Raw genomic sequence first — 15782 nt, forward strand, 5'->3', positions numbered from 1 at the left:
CTCACGCGCCTCCGAAACAGATCAGGCGGTCAGCGTCCTGCACTGCGTCATGCAACTGGCCGAGGCCGGACAATTCCCACGGCGCGCCCACCGCTACCGCTTCACGCTGATAACGCTGGGCTTCTTCCTCGTTCAACACCCCACGGCGCAGGGCGGCGGCGATGCAGACCACGGCATCGAGTTGATGCTCAGTGACAAAGTTGCGCCATTGCTTGGGCAAGTCTTGCTCATCCTGAGGCGTGACCACGCTGCCGGACGCGTTGTAGACGCCGTCTTGATAAAAAAACAGCCGGACAATCTCATGCCCGCCGGCCAGCGCGGCCTGGGCGAACAGCAAGGCACGGCGCGAGGAGGGCGCATGGGCGGCGGAAAACAGCGCGATGGCGAATTTCATGATGGGCTCGATCAGCAAAACTGCGGCCATGATAAAGCTTTATCGGCGGGGCGGCGAAGGGCGTTTACTCGTAGACCGCCATCGCGGGCAAGCCCGCTCCCACAGGTTATGCAGTGAAGCCGCAATCTTCGGCATCACACAAATTCTTGTGGGAGCGGGCTTGCCCGCGATGAGGCCCGAACAGTCAATGCAAAATTCAGCGCGGCATATAACCCAACTGCCAACGCCGCGGTATCTTCAACGACAGCAACCCCAGCACCCCGGCCAGCAGCCCGCTGACAAACAGGGCCTTGAGACCAAGATGATGTTCCAGGATTGCTCCGAGTACCGCGCCAGCAAACATCCCGGTCCACGGAATCAATTGCACCCGCCAGCCGTTGCGGCGCTCGCCAAGCATCCACCGCCCCAGTCCACGGCCGAACCGCGACAACGCACCGGTGACATAGGTCAGCCCGACCGGCAGGCCGTTCACTTCTTCCACGGCGGCATTGAGCATGCCCATGGCGATGATCGCCGCCAGCAGCGCCGGCAATTGCGTCTCATAGGGCCATGCCGCAGCGCCGCAGAGCAGGGTGGCGATGCACAGCAGCAACGGCAACGCCCGTCGGCCACCGAACCGGCTGACGACAATGCCCAAGGCATTGCCGGCGACGAACGTGGCCACGAGGATTACCAGGCGCAAGGTCAACCCGAGGTCGCCATCGCTGATCGCCACGGCCAGGCGGGTGGTGTTACCGCTCATGAAGGACACGAAGTCGCCACTGGCCATGAAGCCAATGGCATCGGTCATGCCGGCGAGCACCGACAAACTGGCGACCAGCGACAGGCCGATGCGCCCGCGCCATCTATGGGTATGCAAATGTCCCGGTGTGGCCCGGGTACTTGAAGGCGAAGGCAGCATCGAAAGCTTCCTTGAGCAGCGATGATTATTTGGCTAACCCATATAACTCGCAATACTCCAGCCAGTCCATGCCGGCCATCTCCGCGACTTCCTTATGCACCTCCAGGCGTTGGGCCTGGTAATCCTCAGGCGTGGCGGCGGTCAGTTGCAGCGTCAGCTCCCAGGCAAACAAACCCAGGCGCTCAGCCTCGGCTTCGAACGCTTCATGCAAGCGCTCGTCGCGGTACTGCGCCACTGTTTCGCCCTTGGCCTGGGCCAACAGTGGATTCAGGTTGTCCAGTTCGACGCGCAGCTCAGGACGCTCGTCGAGAAACTTTTTCAGCGCCTGCTCGTGTTGCTGTTCGGTTGCCGCCATGGTCACTCCTTAGAAGACTGCTTTTTGCTCGCCTTGGCGGCCGCGGCCAGACACTCCAGAGCAAACTGCTCGGGGTAGGTCATCTGGATCGGCGTGGTTTCGCCTTTTACGGTTCTTTCGCCATCAAGAATGTAACGAATCCGCTTGTCGGTGACGCCAATTCGCTTGGCGATCCAGGAAGGCGTCTGACCGATCTGGCTGATCAGCTTGTCGGCATATTCAGTGGTCGGTTTGTAGTATTCGGCGTTGGGTGTCATGACCTTTCCAGAAAAGTGCGCCCGGAATAATGGGCGATGCGGCGTTAATGGCGCGACAGGGTGCGCGAATCGTTGCGCGGTGTCGCGGTATAAATGAAGTAAAGCAGAACGATACGCCGCGCCGCGGTGATACAGTCCGCTTTTTCCTGATGAGCGAACGCAATGCGAATTCTGATGGTGGCGCTGGCCGCAACCTTGCTGGCGGGCTGTGCCGGATCGGCGATGAATGACGCCCGTACCAAAACCCCGTACAAAACCCTGACCTCGGACAAACCGGAAAAAGTCGTCGCCCAGTGCGTGCAGTTTGCCTGGCAGGACGAAGCGGTGTTCGGCGTCGATGCGGGCGCGTATTTGCAGCCGGGCAAGAAGGGTGGTTCGACGGTCTACACCCGTTCGGCCGAGTCCTTCGTGGACGTGACCACCGATGCCTCGGGTACAGCGTTGAGCTACTACGCGCAGCACGACGATTTTGTCGCCAAGCGCCGATTGGCGGCGTTGGCGACCTGTTTGTAAGCAAGCACCTCGTGCACCGGGTTGTTGGGCAGATGCAGTTCCTGTGGGAGCGTCTTAATCAGTGTTAATGAGGCGCTTCTGGAAAAAGAAGCGCTTGTGGCCCGGCGGGTAATCGGCAATATGCCCCAACTCGCTGTAGCCATGCTTCTTGTAAAACTCCGGCGCCTGGAAGTCGAAGGTGTCCAGCCAGATCCCCACGCATTCCTTTTCCCGCGCCAGGTCTTCGGCCATCTGCATCAGCTTAGAGCCCATCCCTTGTCCCCGGGCCTGATCCGGCACCGACAACAACTCAATGAAAAACCACCGGTAAAACACTCGGCCATAAAGCCCGCCGAGAATCTCGTCACTGTCATTGCGTACCAGCAAAGCAATCTGCTCTGACACCGTGGTTCCGGCCTTTGACGCGTTGTAGGCGCGCAGCGGTGTGAGGATCGCCTCGCGTTCTTCCTGGGTGGCATTTTTTGACAATTCGATTCGCAGGGTCATGAGCTACATCCTTATGGCGGTGAGACAGAGCCTATCCGGGTCGCGGCGATTGTTCTATCCCCCGCAGCCCAAGGAACCCCCGGGGCCCCGGGAATGTCTAGCCTGAACAGCACATTGTTAAATGCAGCCGTTGAGGGCAACCCGTGAACATTTTTGAAGCCTTGCGCGAAAGCCACGACCGTCAGCGAAGCTATGCCGATGCACTGATCCAGACCAGTGGCGACACCCCGGAACGGGTCGAGGCTTACAAGCGGCTCAAATCCGAGCTTCAGGCCCACGCAACCGCTGAAGAACGCCATTTCTACATACCGCTGATGGAGTTCGACAACGGCGTGGATCTTAGCCGCCATGCCATTTCCGAACACCACGAAATGGACGAGATGATGGAAGCGCTGGATGCGACCGAAATGTCCAGTCCGTCCTGGTTGGCAACGGCGAAAAAGCTCTCGGAGAAGGTCCATCACCACTTGGAAGAGGAGGAGCAGAAGTTCTTCCAGATGGCCGGTAAGTTACTCGACGACCAACAGAAAGAAACCCTCGCCGGGCAGTATCAGAAAGAATTCAAGGCGCAACTTTCCTGAGGATGAAAGCGCCGCAATGCTGTTCACTTAAGAGAGTCTTGAGTCAGTAAGAACTTGTGGCGAGGGAGCTTGCTCCGTCAGCGCCCGGCCAACACACCTTGCCAGCAAGGTGAAATGATTTGAATCCAATACGCTCCTTGTAGAGAATCGCCGTCTTTGGCTCGAAAGGATGCGCGCGATGAAGTTCGAAGGGACTTTCTAATACATGGGTAATCACGGGATCGTCTTCAACGTCTCGCAGATCACCCTCACCGACAGCGAACGAGGACGCCTGCGCGAGCTGCATTTTGGCGAGGCGAAAAGGGCCCACTATGAGGTCAACAGCAAGGTCGTCGAGGTGTACGACAAGATGCAGGCCAAGAGCCTGCCGTGCGTGATGATGATCGGCATCTCCAAGCCGCTGACCCGGCAACAGGGCGATGCCCTCAATGCCCAACGCACCAAGGTCGCCAACCTGGCCGCCTCCGCCTTCGGAGGCGCTGCCGGTACTGTGGGCGGTTTAGCCGGACCTGCAGGCAGTGTCGCCGCAGGTACTGTTGTAACGGCGGGTGTGCGCTCGTACGTCAATGACGCTCTGCCCGCCTACCATGCTGGCGACGTAATCGTCAGCATCCAGGCGCAGGTCAATGGTGGGATTGGCCCACAGCGCTCTTCCGAATCCCTGATTATCAAGACCTGAGTGGGGCTGCACATGTCCGAAATTACCCAGACGGTCATCGTTGTGGCGCTGGCCTTTCTACTTGATCGGTTTCTTAAGCCGTACCCGCTGCGCAAGTGGCTAGGGGTGACGCTGGTGGTGGCAGGCGCAATCGGCTGCGTTGCAGTGAGCCAGACCCAGTTGCTGGGCTTTGACTTGGGATTGATGTCGGTCCTTGCCGTGCCGGTGGGCGCGGGGCTGTTCGTAACCAGGCGGCGGTTCGAGCAGATTGGCTGAAGGTCAGGAAGGTGTGTTGACCGGACGTATACCTTGCTCCCGCTTGAGTGCGTAGCGCTCACAAAAATCGCAATGGTTGTCAGATTTTTGGGGCCGCTACGCAGCCCAGCGGGAGCAAGCTCCCTCGCCACAGATTTCTCTGACTCCAGATTCTCTTAAATGAACAAGCATTACGGCAGTCGCCGGGCTTTTCTGTTTTCGCCTAACATGGACGCTTTCTGACGAACATAAGGATGGATTGTCATGTCGAACACAGCCGAGCGGGTCAACATCATCGAGTCCCAGGTGTTGTCCCACGACTGGTATCTGCTGAAGAAAATCACCTTCGATTACTTGCGCAACAACGGCGACTGGCAGCGTCAGACTCGCGAGGTCTATGACCGCGGCAATGGCGCGGCGATTCTGCTGTTCAATCGCGAGAAGAAAACTGTTGTGCTGACCCGCCAGTTCAGGCTGCCGGTGTTCGTCAACGGCCACGATGGTTTGCTGATTGAAGTGGCGGCGGGGCTACTGGAAGGCGTTGCGCCTGAAGAGCGTATTCGCGCTGAAGCCGAAGAGGAAACCGGCTATCGCGTTCACCATGTGCAGAAGGTTTTCGAGGCCTACATGAGCCCCGGTTCGGTGACTGAGAAGCTGCATTTTTTCATCGCCGAGTATGACGCCTCTTCGAAAGTCAGTGATGGCGGCGGGCTGGAGGAAGAAACCGAAGAACTCGAAGTGCTGGAGTGGAAGTTCGACGACGCGCTGGCGGCGTTCTATCGCGGGGAGATCTGCGATGCCAAGACCATCATGCTGCTGCAGTATGCGGCGATGAAGGATGTCTTCGGAGCGGTTTGAGCCGGTTTGCGGCGCAGCGGTTTTACAATTGCGGTTCGTCACTTACCCGCTTCAACCAGCAGTTTGCCAAGAGGGGTCGGTTCGAACCTGCCTGCCGGTGCGAATCGACTTTGCGTCGCCAACTGGCCAATGAAGGGGACAGTTTCAGGAATATTCTGGAAAGAGTTCGGCTGGCTACGGCGCTGCAATGGTTGCAAACCACTTCTCGTCCCATCGGTGAAATCGCCGGTGCCAGCGGTTACGCCTCGGCCTCACGTTTTGCAGTGCGCTTTCGCTCACACTATGGCTTGTCGCCACGGGAATTGCGGGCGGCGATTTAGGTAATTCCTGTGAGGTGTCCCCTGTCTTTTTATAGGGGGTCGTTAGATAAACAAATCATCCATCCTGCCGGCTTCGCAGCACTCGTACCCCTCCAGGGTCAGTAGCTGTTCCTTAGCCTCAAGCCCACCGGCAAACCCCGTCAGTTTACCCGACGCACCGATCACCCGATGACACGGCGCGACAATCGAAATCGGATTCTTGCCATTAGCCGCACCCACCGCTCGAACTGCGCTGGGGTTGCCGATCTGCTGGGCAATCTCGCTGTAGCTGCGCGTCTCGCCAAACGGAATGGTCAGTAACGCCTGCCACACCTTCTGCTGAAATTCCGTGCCGGCAAAATCCAGTTCCAGTTCGAAACGGTTACGCGTGCCGGCGAAGTATTCCTGCAACTGTTGCGCGGTGCGCACCAGGATCGGGTTGTCCGCTGCTTCAGTCATCGGCCCCAGCCTTACCCGACCAGGCTTGTCGTTTTCCCAGAGGATGGCCGCCAGTCGTGCGCCTTTCGCCACCAATTTCAATTCGCCGACCGGAGACGCCAGGGTGGTGAAGGTGTAGGACATGCCGGCGGACTCCGTAAAAGTGTTGAACAGGGGCCCAGCATACTGCCTCGTCGGGGAGGCGCAATACGCAATCCCAGCCATACTTGCCTACTGCTCTTGAACCGTTCCCTGTGTTTTTGAACAGAACCTAAAAACAAAAAGAGACCGACTCATGAAGTTCGAACCTTTTACCCAATCGCTCGTGGCAACCGCATTGGCGCTGAGTTGCCTGACGGCCCACGCGGCCTCCGTCGCCCCGGTCGCAGCCGAAAACGGCATGGTTGTCACCGCCCAGCATCTGGCCAGCCACGTCGGCGTCGATGTGCTCAAGAATGGCGGCAACGCCGTCGACGCCGCCGTTGCGGTAGGTTATGCGCTGGCGGTGGTGTACCCCGCGGCGGGCAACCTGGGCGGCGGCGGTTTCATGACGATTCAACTGGCGGACGGGCGCAAGACCTTCCTCGATTTCCGTGAAAAAGCCCCGCTGGCCGCGACCCCCGACATGTACCTCGACAAAGCGGGCAACGTCATCCCGGACCTGAGCACCCGCGGCCATCTTGCCGTTGGCGTACCGGGCACCGTCTCGGGCATGGAACTGGCCCTGAAGAAATACGGTACCAAACCCCGCAAGGAAGTGATCGCTCCGGCGATCAAGCTTGCCGAAGACGGTTTTGTGCTGGAGCAGGGCGATGTCGACTTGCTGGAGTACGCCACCGACGTTTTCAAGAAAGACATGCGCGACTCGGGCTCGATCTTCCTGAGCAATGGCGAGCCGATGCAGGTGGGCCAGAAACTCGTACAAAAAGACTTGAGCAAAACCCTGCGGGAAATTTCCGAGAAGGGCGCCGACGGTTTCTATAAAGGCTGGGTGGCCGACGCCATCGTCACCTCCAGTCAGGCCAACAAGGGCATCATCACCCAGGCCGACCTCGACAAATACCAGACCCGCGAACTGGCGCCGATCGAGTGCGATTACCGTGGCTATCACGTGGTCTCGGCGCCACCGCCAAGCTCTGGTGGCGTGGTGATCTGCGAGATCATGAACATCCTCGACGGCTACCCGATGAAAGAACTGGGCTTCCGCTCGGCTCAGGCGATGCACTACCAGATCGAAGCGATGCGTCACGCGTATGTGGACCGCAACAGCTACCTCGGCGACCCGGACTTCGTGAAAAATCCGATCGCCCATTTGCTGGATAAAAACTACGCGACCAAAATCCGCGAAGTCATCGACCCGCAGAAGGCCGGCGTGTCCCGCGAGATCAAACCCGGCGTAGCGCCCCACGAAGGTAGCAACACCACCCATTACTCGATCGTCGACAAATGGGGCAATGCGGTGTCGGTGACCTACACCCTCAACGACTGGTTCGGCGCTGGCGTCATGGCGAGCAAAACCGGGGTCATCCTCAACGATGAAATGGACGACTTCACCTCGAAAATCGGCGTGCCGAACATGTACGGCCTGGTGCAGGGCGAAGCCAACGCCATCGCCCCCGGCAAAGCGCCGCTGTCGTCCATGAGCCCGACCATCGTCACCAAGGACGGCAAAGTCGTCATGGTCGTCGGCACTCCCGGTGGCAGCCGGATCATTACCGCGACCCTGCTGACCATCCTCAACGTGATCGACTACGGCATGAACATCCAGGAAGCGGTGGATGCACCTCGTTTCCACCAGCAATGGCTGCCGGAAGAAACCAACCTGGAGAACTTCGCCACCAGCCCGGACACCAAGAAGATGCTCGAGAGCTGGGGGCACAAATTTGCCGGACCACAGGACCCCAACCATATCGCAGCTATTCTGGTAGGTGCGCCTTCGCTGGAAGGCAAGCCAGTGGGCAAGAACCGCTTCTATGGAGCGAACGATCCACGGCGTAATACCGGGTTGTCACTCGGTTACTGAAACAGGATCAGCGGCCACTTAGGCTCCCTGGGTGGCCCCGATCCCCGTAGCAGCTGCCGAGCCTGCGAGGCTGCGTTCGACAGCTGCTACACGCTCGAAATGGGAGTTGAAATCCATCGTTGTACCGACCTATCTAAGGAAGGAAGCCATGAGCACCGCACTCCTGATCATCGACGTCCAACACGCGCTGTGCACGGGCGAGTATGAATGCTTCGACATCCAGCGCGTCATCGACACCATCAACGATCTCAGCACCAAAGCCAGGGCCGCCAACATCCCGGTTATCCTGATCCAGCACGAAGAAGAGGGCGACCTGTTGCGATACGGCGGCGAAGGCTGGCAACTGGCCGACGGTCTGAAAACTTCACCCCAAGACCTGCGCGTGCGCAAAACCACCCCGGATTCGTTCTACCAGACTCACTTGCAAGAACAGCTGCAAGAGCTGGACGCCAACCGCCTGATCATCTGCGGCCTGCAAACCGACTACTGCGTCAACGCCACCGTTCGCCAGGCGCATCAATTGGGCTACGACGTCGTGCTGGTGGCCGATGCCCATTCCACCGTCGACAACGGCACAATGAGCGCCGAAGACATCATCGCCGAACACAACAAGGATCTGGCGCACCTGACCGGCTCCGTGGCGCGGATTGACGTCTTGCCGGCCAGCGAAATCAAAGTCTGAAAACTCCGCCAGCCCGTGGCGAGCGTGCGCGCCTGGGGCTGGACGCAATCGTTGCGCCTATGGCATGGTCAAAAAAATAATACGCCACGTAGCGAACAGGATCAGAACGATGGAGGAGGGTGATGAAGTCGGCGCCAAGGCGTCGATGGCGACATTGCAGGCATTCAATCTTTGCGTATTGCACCTGGGGCGTCTTGCCCGAGATCGCGGTGCATCGCAGTTCATCGCAGACGGCCTGCAGGCATTCAGCCAACTGATGCCCTTCGCTTCGGCCTGGTGGGGCGAGATGTCCGGGTCAGGCGTCGATATTGCGCCCAGAAGCTGGATGCACGGGCGAATCAATTTGCCCGAGTCGTTTGCCGCCGAGTGGCACAAGTGCGCGCACAACGACAAATTCTCCCATGACACCTTGAGTCGACCCGGTGAGGTTGTGCGCGACAGCGGTTTCACCGACCCCAATGAAGAAGTGAACGTGTTCGCCCGGCGCCACGACCTCTACCACCTGATGTGCATCACCTTCGAGTTACCCGAAAGCGGCTTGATGTTCTTCGTCTGTCTCTACCGAGGCCTTGATGCCTCGGCTTTCAACGGCAGCGAGGCCGATCTGTTTTCGGCCTTCTGCGACCACCTGTTGCAGCTGTGGCGATTCCAGGTTCAGGACATGATCCGCTTCGATACGGGCAACGGGGCGTCTGACTTTGGCGTCGCGCGCATGGACGGCAGCTTGCTGTACGTGGGGGCAACGCTGTGTGCAGCCATTGAACGTGAGTTACCCGGCTGGAACGGTTCAATGCTTCCCGCGCAGGTGATCGCGCAACTGCAAAAGGCACCCTGCGTCATGCGCCTGGGCCGCTGCGCCCTGACACTGAGCCCTAACGCCGAGCACGTTATCCTGTCGCTCGAAGCCCAGTCGCGCGGGGCGATGCTTGCGCCACGCGAGCGAACGGCGGCGATGCTGTTTGCCGCCGGCCACTCCTACAAGGAGATTGCCAAAATCCTTGAACTGAGTCCTGCGACAGTGCGCACTTATCTGCGCAACTGCTATTTGCAACTGGGCGTGAAGAGCAAGGTGGAACTGGGTTCGGTGCTGCGTTCAGCGACCTCGCTCGCGGATGCGCCGCGCCGCGATTAAATCCGCCTACAACGCGCGCCCTGTAGGAGCGAAGCTTGCCCGCGAAGGCACCTTTAAAACGAAGGCTTATTAAGCCGCCCATCAAGGGCAAAAGGCTCTTGCAATACCAACTCGTACAACCCATTAGCCAATTGCGGGTTCATCAACAAATTCCAGCTATGCGGCGAGACACTGGAAGGGACCAACACAAAGGGGTACACACTTAACAGGTCCGCACCGAACTGTTGCTGGCTGCGACTTGGGGTACCTGGTACCAGCCAATTTGAGTTTGCGATGCTGTCGGGCTGCACCACATAAATCCTGGACGGGTTGAGCACTCGGGCCTGGGTAAGACGATGGGGCTTGCAATCCAGCGCGTCGAAATCCTTATGCACCGCAACTTCAAGGATGGCCGTAGAGGCATCCAAGGCTGCATAAACCGTGGCCATACCTTTAGGGTTCCAGCGCCCACCCACTTTTTCAGCGCCAATACCCGAATTCCAGGAGGGGGCATACTCAGCAGGATCAAGGCGCCAGAAGTGAATCTCACTGCTCAAAGGGTCTTTGGCCATCAATAGACCCCATACTCAATACGCGTCAGAAAGTCAGTCACCAACTCATACCCGACCGAATTTGAAATCAGGTCGATGGGGATTTCACCGTCCAGGCCCCGTGCAGGTTTGACCATCCACTGCTCTGCAAGCTCACGCGAACCCAGCACTTCCGTTGCCTTTTCCAAGACCTCCGCATAGTTGAGTGCTCGCGTGCTTTGCTCCGCGGTCAACGCTTCATTGGGCGTTTTCAACCGCCGCGCTAGCGTGCGATCAGATGCGCCAACGATTTTCGACAGCACGCCGCGTTGCTTATACACCTCGCTGTGTTCGATCATGTCGAGCACCGACTGCAGCGGGAAACCGTTTTTAACGGCCCTGTAAATCTCCATACGATCATCGCTATTTCTTCCAGAAAGCAAGACCGCAACCATTGGGGGCACGCGACTGGAACCCGGCATTTTCACCTTCACCGCACGCTCGCCATTACTCAAGACGGTTACGGCAACATTGGATTCGAGTGGTTTAACCTTTCTTTTTGGGCTGGCATCTTTGCCAGCCTCGTCGACTACGACATCTTTTTTCTTGGCGCTCATGGCAGCCTCCGCCGCTTTGTCATCTGGCATAAACTATAGTGCCAAATGGCAGGAAAGACCTAATCCCACGATGTTTGCCTACAACGCGCCCCGAGACCTGTGGCGAGGGAGCTTGCTCCCGCTGGGCCGCGCAGCGGACCCAAAAAAGGGATCGCTGCACAGCCCAACGTCAGTGACCCACTACCACGGCAGACTGCACCTATTTGGGTAGATCAATTTTATCCAGCACCCGGTTCGCGGTGATCTCCGCCACCATGATGCTGTTTGAAATACCCAGCAGGGCGTAGCGCGATTCACCCTCCAGATGATCCACCAACTGATGGACCATCACATCGACCGAGGCTAGCGTCTCAACCAAAAAAACCGCCAGGGTTTCGGCCTTGGCTTCTGGGTCCACGGAAAACAGATTGCTGGGTTTACGCGCGGTGGCTTTGATGTCGGCATTCGACGGGAAGTGGAAGTCGAGGGCGCGTTCGGCGGCCTCGTTGAGCTTTTTTGAATCGAGAGATTCGTAGGGGGACGCCGGGTCTGTGACCGGCGGGTTGGGCGTTGCCTTGAACATGGTGACTAACCTTTAGTGAGGCCGCAACCATCTCGCTGCTAAACGAAAGGGTGGCAGCTGTGCGCAAGTTAGCAGACCGGTAAGTCACCCAAAACCCGGCGCACCCGAAGGTGCCATGCGCACAGCCACCATCAAGTGCAGGCGAATGCCTGACTGGATAAGACCTGTGCAACCGTGAATGACTAGCCGGGCTGCTAAACCCGATCACTGGGAATCAGTGACGCGAATCAAGTTACCGGTGGGGCTCTAGGCGCACAAGCCGGCGGATTCTGGTGCAGCCGTAGGCAACGGCGCAAGGTTTTGTAGCTTTCAGGACGTAACTTTGAGGTCTTTTAAACAAGCCTCTTCAGTCAATGTTGACTGTGCCACCGTCTTCGCAAGCAAGCCCGCTCCCACAGGTTCCGCCGCTACACCAGATCGGATCCCTGTCATTTAATTGCCTCCCCCCTCCTCATTTGTAGAGGTCCATCCGACGCCTGCGCCCTATAGGGTATGCCTGCATATCAGAGGCTTGCGGCCGTCTGTTCGGGGCACTTCCAAAACTATAAAAACAGAGGTGAGGCAGTTGAAATTTTCCAGGCTGTTTATCGCCGTTGCGTCGACAACGGCATTTTCCTGCATGGCGCTGGTGGGGTGTCAGACACAGGGTTCGACACCGGCTGACAGGGTGATGCGCAACGGCTATGTCTACACCGTCGATGGCAAGAACTCCGTGCAGCAGGCGATCGCCGTCACGGGCGGGAAGATCGTCTATGTCGGCAGCGATGAAGGCGTTGCTTCGTACATCGGCACGCAGACACAGCTGATCGATCTGGCGGGACGCATGTTGATGCCCGGCTTCGTCGATGCGCACATGCATCCGGGGGATGGCGGTCGCGCCATGACGTTGTGCGACCTGAAATACCAGACGATGACCCGCAAGGTTTTTCAGGAAACCATTCAGGCATGTCTGGATGCCGACAAGGGCAAGGGCCCCGATGTCTGGCTTGAAGTGGGCAGCTGGGACCGCATGGGCATGACCGGGCTCGATGGCGATCCCGATAAATCGACGCTGGACGCGCTCAAGACCAATCGCCCGATTCAGGTCCGTTCCACCGACTTCCATACCGTGCTGACAAACTCCCGCGGCCTGGCGGTCGCGGGCATCAACAAGCACACGGCCAATCCGGGGGATGGCAAGTACGTGCGCGACAGCGCCGGCAACCCGACCGGTATTTGCGAGGACGGTGCCGCCGATGCCATGGCCGCCGTGGTGCCGCCGGCCAGCGACGCAGAAAAACTCAACCAGACTCGGGCGGCGCTCGACGCCATGCGCCAGCAAGGTATCACCAGTTTCTTCGATGCCTTGTCGGGGCCTGAAAATGGCAAAGCGTTTACCACCCTGCAACAGTCGGGCGAGCTGACCGCACGGGCCTTGTTGGCGATCAAACTGGACCCTGCCGCCGCTGCTGCAGACCCGGCGAAAACCATTGCCGAGGCCAAGGCACTGGCCAACACCTATGACCAGGGCGAAGCCAAAGTCGCGCCGGGCGTGAGCATGCGTCACGTCAAATTGTTCATGGACGGCATCATCAACGCTCCAGCGGATACCGGGGCAATGCTGACGCCGTACCTGCGCAATGCCGGCACGGATACCGCGCCCAAGTGGACGCCTGGCAAGAATGCCGGTGAGCTGTACTTCCCGCCGCAAGTGCTTAATCCGTTGCTGTTGCAAGCGGTGCAGGCCGGCCTCGACCCGCACCTTCACGCCACCGGGGATCGGGCGGTGCGTGACTCGTTGAACGGTATCGAATACGTGCGCCAGCAACTGCCGGGAAATGGCTTTCGTCCGGCCATTACTCACGCGGAATCGGTGGACCCCGCCGACTATGCACGCTTCAAGGCGCTGGATGTGACCGCCAACATGTCGTTCCAGTGGGCCCAGCAGGCGCCGTCCACGGTTGACGGCACCAGCGATCATCTGGGCCCGGCGCGTTTTGCCCGCATGGAACCATCGGGCAGCATCAGCCGCGCTGGCGGCCGGGTTGCCTATGGCAGTGACTGGCCTGTCGACCCGCTCGATGAATTCCTGGCGCTGAAGATCGGTGTCACCCGCTCAGGCGATCCGCTGAACCCGCACAGCTACGGCCCAAAATATGCGGGCAGGTTGAATGCCGACCCGGCGCTGTCGCGCACTGACGTGTTGCGCGCCATCACCATGAACGCCGCCGAGCAACTGAAACTGGACGCTGTCGTCGGTTCGGTCGAAGTGGGCAAGTTCGCCGACTTGATCGTGCTGGACAAGAACTTCATGCAGGTGCCGGAGGATGAGCTGGGCCGTAACGAGGTGCTGCTAACGATGGTCGGCGGCAAGGTCGTGTGGGCCAAGGCGCCGTTCGTTGGACCTGATCCGAAGGCGTTGTCACAAATCTCCCGAACCGCCCAATAAAAACAAGAGAGTGTTCCGATGCAACTATTCATTCCCAACCTGTTGGCCGCAGCCCTGGCCATTTCTTCGGTGCAGGCCATGGCCGCCGCTGATCTTGTGCTGTTCAACGGCAAGGTCTTTACCGCCGAACCCGGTCAAGGACTGGTTCAGGCCGTGGCGGTGCAAGACGGCAAGATTCTAAAAGTGGGCAGCAATGCCGAGATCAACGCCCTGGCCGATGCCCAGACGCAACGAATCGATCTGGCGGGCAAAGTACTGATGCCTGGAATGATTGATACCCATAGTCACCCGGTGGTTGCGGCCTTCAACAGCCAGGGGGCCAACCTGCTGGATGAAGTAAAGCCGTTGCCGGAACTCGAGCAATGGGTGATTGAGCAGGATGAAGCGGGGCGAGCACGGGCCGGTGACGTGATCAGCATTGCCGGGGTGAGTTCGGCCTATTGGGAGAAAAGCCGCGAGCTTGGTCAGCACTTCAATCAGGGACGCTGGGCGGAACAACCGGTGGTCCTCAGCGGGATTGACGGGCATACCGGCTGGGCCAACAACGCGATGCTCAAGCGTCTGAAGATCGACGCGGCATTGGTAAAAGGTCTGTCGGAACAGGACCGCAGCTTCGTGGGGCACGCAGCGGACTTCACCCCCAATGGTTTGTTCGCCGAGTCGCGCTGGGACAAGGTACGCAGTCAGATCCCCGCGCCCGACAAAGAGGTCATGTTGAAGGCTGCCCGCGAGGCGGTGAAGGTCAATAATCAATATGGCGTTACCGCCTGGATGGACGCGGCCGCGAATGCCGGAAGTGGTGATTCACTGTTCGATTTCCAGGCCACCGAGCAGAGTTACGGTGTTCTACCGCTTTACCGCGAACTGGCAGAGAAGGGCGAGCTCAATGCCCACGTCGCGGCGCTGCTGCTGGCTAACCCAAAAAGCCGGCCGGCGGACCTGGAGATGCTGGCCAAGGTGATGAAGAAATTCGAGGGCGTACCCAACCTGAGCTTCCCGGGCATCAAGGTCTTCGCTGACGGCGTTCTGGAGTTTCCGGGGCAGACGGCAGCGGTGATTGTTCCGTTCACCAACAGTCACAAAAACGGTCAGTTGCTAATCGACCCGGCACACTTCGGTGAGTTGGTAGTCGCGGCGGAGAAGCGCGACTGGATTGTGCACACGCATGCGGTCGGCGACCGTGCCGTACGTGAGTCACTCAATGGCTTTGAATACGCGCGCAAGCTCAACCCGACACCGATGGCCCACAGCATTACCCACCTGCAACTGGTCAATCCAAAGGAGTTCCCGCGCTTCAAACAACTTGGCGTGATCGCTTCCATGCAGCTGCTGTGGGCCACCGGCGAGTCTTACACGGTGGAGTTGGTCAAACCGTATATCAGCGCGTTTGCTTACGGTTACCAGTATCCCGCCAGGTCCCTGCATAACGCCGGTGCGGTCATCGCCGGTGGCAGTGACTGGCCGGTGTCCAGCCCCAACCCGTGGAATGCCATCGCCCAGGCCAGCACTCGCAAAGGGCCGCTGGGGGTGTTGAACGCCAATGAAAGCATTGATCGCCAGACCATGTTCTACGCCTACACCCTCAATGCCGCCAAAGTCCTGCGGCTGGAGCAACAGATTGGCTCGCTGGCGCCCGGCAAACAGGCTGATCTGATCATCCTCGACCGCGATGTGTTCAAGGTCAGCGACGACGAGCTGTTCGACACCAGGGTCCTGAAGACTTTCTTTGCTGGCAAGCAGGTTTACGCGCCCGCGTCCTGACGACTACCCGCCGGCAGCACCCAGAAAAATGCACCTGCCCCTCGCATTGCGAGGGGCTGGGCAACGCCATGCC

The 15782-nt window shown here is 59.0% G+C and carries 19 protein-coding genes and 1 pseudogene; 11 read left to right on the forward strand and 9 right to left on the reverse strand.

The window, feature by feature from the left end:
* Window position 1: 1 nt before the first annotated feature.
* The 4 genes from tusD to PSH88_RS11470 all read right to left on the reverse strand — a co-directional run bounded on the left by tusD (window position 2) and on the right by PSH88_RS11470 (window position 1907).
* The gene (gene tusD / locus PSH88_RS11455; protein WP_305426283.1) at window positions 2-394 is read right to left on the reverse strand and encodes a sulfurtransferase complex subunit TusD; all 393 of its coding nucleotides are present in this window, start codon (window positions 392-394) and stop codon (window positions 2-4) included.
* A gap of 196 nt (window positions 395-590) precedes the next feature.
* Entirely contained in the window at window positions 591-1295 is a 705-nt protein-coding gene (locus PSH88_RS11460) for a YoaK family protein (protein ID WP_305426284.1), read from the reverse strand.
* Between the two features lie 25 nt (window positions 1296-1320).
* Entirely contained in the window at window positions 1321-1650 is a 330-nt protein-coding gene (locus PSH88_RS11465) for a DUF6388 family protein (RefSeq protein ID WP_305426285.1), read from the reverse strand.
* Between the two features lie 2 nt (window positions 1651-1652).
* Complete coding sequence (locus PSH88_RS11470; RefSeq protein WP_007904890.1) at window positions 1653-1907, reverse strand: hypothetical protein; 255 nt, start codon at window positions 1905-1907, stop codon at window positions 1653-1655.
* A gap of 162 nt (window positions 1908-2069) precedes the next feature.
* Between PSH88_RS11470 and PSH88_RS11475 the strand changes: the two genes are divergently transcribed.
* Window positions 2070-2420: a hypothetical protein gene (locus tag PSH88_RS11475; RefSeq protein WP_007904889.1), complete on the forward strand. Its 351-nt coding sequence runs from the start codon at window positions 2070-2072 to the stop codon at window positions 2418-2420.
* A 54-nt stretch (window positions 2421-2474) separates the two neighbouring features.
* Here PSH88_RS11475 and PSH88_RS11480 read toward each other — a convergent pair whose 3' ends face one another.
* Complete coding sequence (locus PSH88_RS11480; RefSeq protein ID WP_305426286.1) at window positions 2475-2906, reverse strand: GNAT family N-acetyltransferase; 432 nt, start codon at window positions 2904-2906, stop codon at window positions 2475-2477.
* Between the two features lie 143 nt (window positions 2907-3049).
* Here PSH88_RS11480 and PSH88_RS11485 point away from each other — a divergent pair, with 143 nt between their 5' ends.
* The 5 genes and pseudogenes from PSH88_RS11485 to PSH88_RS11505 form a co-directional block, all read left to right on the forward strand.
* Window positions 3050-3487 (forward strand): hemerythrin domain-containing protein, encoded by a 438-nt coding sequence (locus PSH88_RS11485; protein ID WP_305426287.1) that lies wholly within the window; start codon window positions 3050-3052, stop codon window positions 3485-3487.
* 205 nt (window positions 3488-3692) lie between these two features.
* Window positions 3693-4166, forward strand: coding sequence for a hypothetical protein (locus tag PSH88_RS11490; RefSeq protein WP_305426288.1), 474 nt, complete (start codon window positions 3693-3695; stop codon window positions 4164-4166).
* 12 nt (window positions 4167-4178) lie between these two features.
* The gene (locus PSH88_RS11495) at window positions 4179-4421 is read left to right on the forward strand and encodes a hypothetical protein (RefSeq protein ID WP_019580101.1); all 243 of its coding nucleotides are present in this window, start codon (window positions 4179-4181) and stop codon (window positions 4419-4421) included.
* A 243-nt stretch (window positions 4422-4664) separates the two neighbouring features.
* Window positions 4665-5258 (forward strand): NUDIX domain-containing protein, encoded by a 594-nt coding sequence (locus PSH88_RS11500; RefSeq protein ID WP_305426289.1) that lies wholly within the window; start codon window positions 4665-4667, stop codon window positions 5256-5258.
* Window positions 5259-5359: 101 nt separating this feature from the next.
* Window positions 5360-5578 (forward strand): annotated as a pseudogene (locus PSH88_RS11505) (helix-turn-helix transcriptional regulator); the annotation flags it as partial.
* A 42-nt stretch (window positions 5579-5620) separates the two neighbouring features.
* Here the strand turns inward: PSH88_RS11505 and PSH88_RS11510 are convergent.
* Entirely contained in the window at window positions 5621-6139 is a 519-nt protein-coding gene (locus PSH88_RS11510; protein ID WP_305426290.1) for a methylated-DNA--[protein]-cysteine S-methyltransferase, read from the reverse strand.
* Window positions 6140-6290: 151 nt separating this feature from the next.
* Between PSH88_RS11510 and ggt the strand changes: the two genes are divergently transcribed.
* The 3 genes from ggt to PSH88_RS11525 all read left to right on the forward strand — a co-directional run bounded on the left by ggt (window position 6291) and on the right by PSH88_RS11525 (window position 9832).
* Complete coding sequence (gene ggt, locus PSH88_RS11515; protein ID WP_305426291.1) at window positions 6291-8018, forward strand: gamma-glutamyltransferase; 1728 nt, start codon at window positions 6291-6293, stop codon at window positions 8016-8018.
* 148 nt (window positions 8019-8166) lie between these two features.
* Window positions 8167-8700, forward strand: a complete 534-nt coding sequence (locus PSH88_RS11520; protein WP_305426292.1) for a cysteine hydrolase family protein — start codon at window positions 8167-8169, stop codon at window positions 8698-8700.
* Between the two features lie 109 nt (window positions 8701-8809).
* Entirely contained in the window at window positions 8810-9832 is a 1023-nt protein-coding gene (locus PSH88_RS11525; RefSeq protein ID WP_305426293.1) for a helix-turn-helix transcriptional regulator, read from the forward strand.
* Window positions 9833-9885: 53 nt separating this feature from the next.
* Here PSH88_RS11525 and PSH88_RS11530 read toward each other — a convergent pair whose 3' ends face one another.
* The 3 genes from PSH88_RS11530 to PSH88_RS11540 form a co-directional block, all read right to left on the reverse strand.
* Window positions 9886-10383: an RES family NAD+ phosphorylase gene (locus PSH88_RS11530; protein WP_305426294.1), complete on the reverse strand. Its 498-nt coding sequence runs from the start codon at window positions 10381-10383 to the stop codon at window positions 9886-9888.
* A complete protein-coding gene (locus tag PSH88_RS11535) occupies window positions 10383-10958 on the reverse strand; it encodes an Xre family toxin-antitoxin system antitoxin (RefSeq protein ID WP_305426295.1) in 576 nt (191 codons plus the stop codon). The genes PSH88_RS11530 and PSH88_RS11535 overlap by 1 nt, the downstream gene beginning before the upstream one ends.
* Before the next feature lie 199 nt (window positions 10959-11157).
* Entirely contained in the window at window positions 11158-11520 is a 363-nt protein-coding gene (locus PSH88_RS11540; RefSeq protein WP_305426296.1) for a DUF6124 family protein, read from the reverse strand.
* 565 nt (window positions 11521-12085) lie between these two features.
* Here PSH88_RS11540 and PSH88_RS11545 point away from each other — a divergent pair.
* Both PSH88_RS11545 and PSH88_RS11550 read left to right on the forward strand, forming a co-directional pair.
* Entirely contained in the window at window positions 12086-13948 is a 1863-nt protein-coding gene (locus tag PSH88_RS11545) for an amidohydrolase (protein WP_305426297.1), read from the forward strand.
* A gap of 18 nt (window positions 13949-13966) precedes the next feature.
* A complete protein-coding gene (locus PSH88_RS11550; RefSeq protein ID WP_305426298.1) occupies window positions 13967-15709 on the forward strand; it encodes an amidohydrolase in 1743 nt (580 codons plus the stop codon).
* The last annotated feature ends 73 nt before the right edge of the window (window positions 15710-15782 follow it).

The organism is Pseudomonas wuhanensis (genome assembly GCF_030687395.1).
Taxonomy (GTDB): domain Bacteria; phylum Pseudomonadota; class Gammaproteobacteria; order Pseudomonadales; family Pseudomonadaceae; genus Aquipseudomonas; species Aquipseudomonas wuhanensis.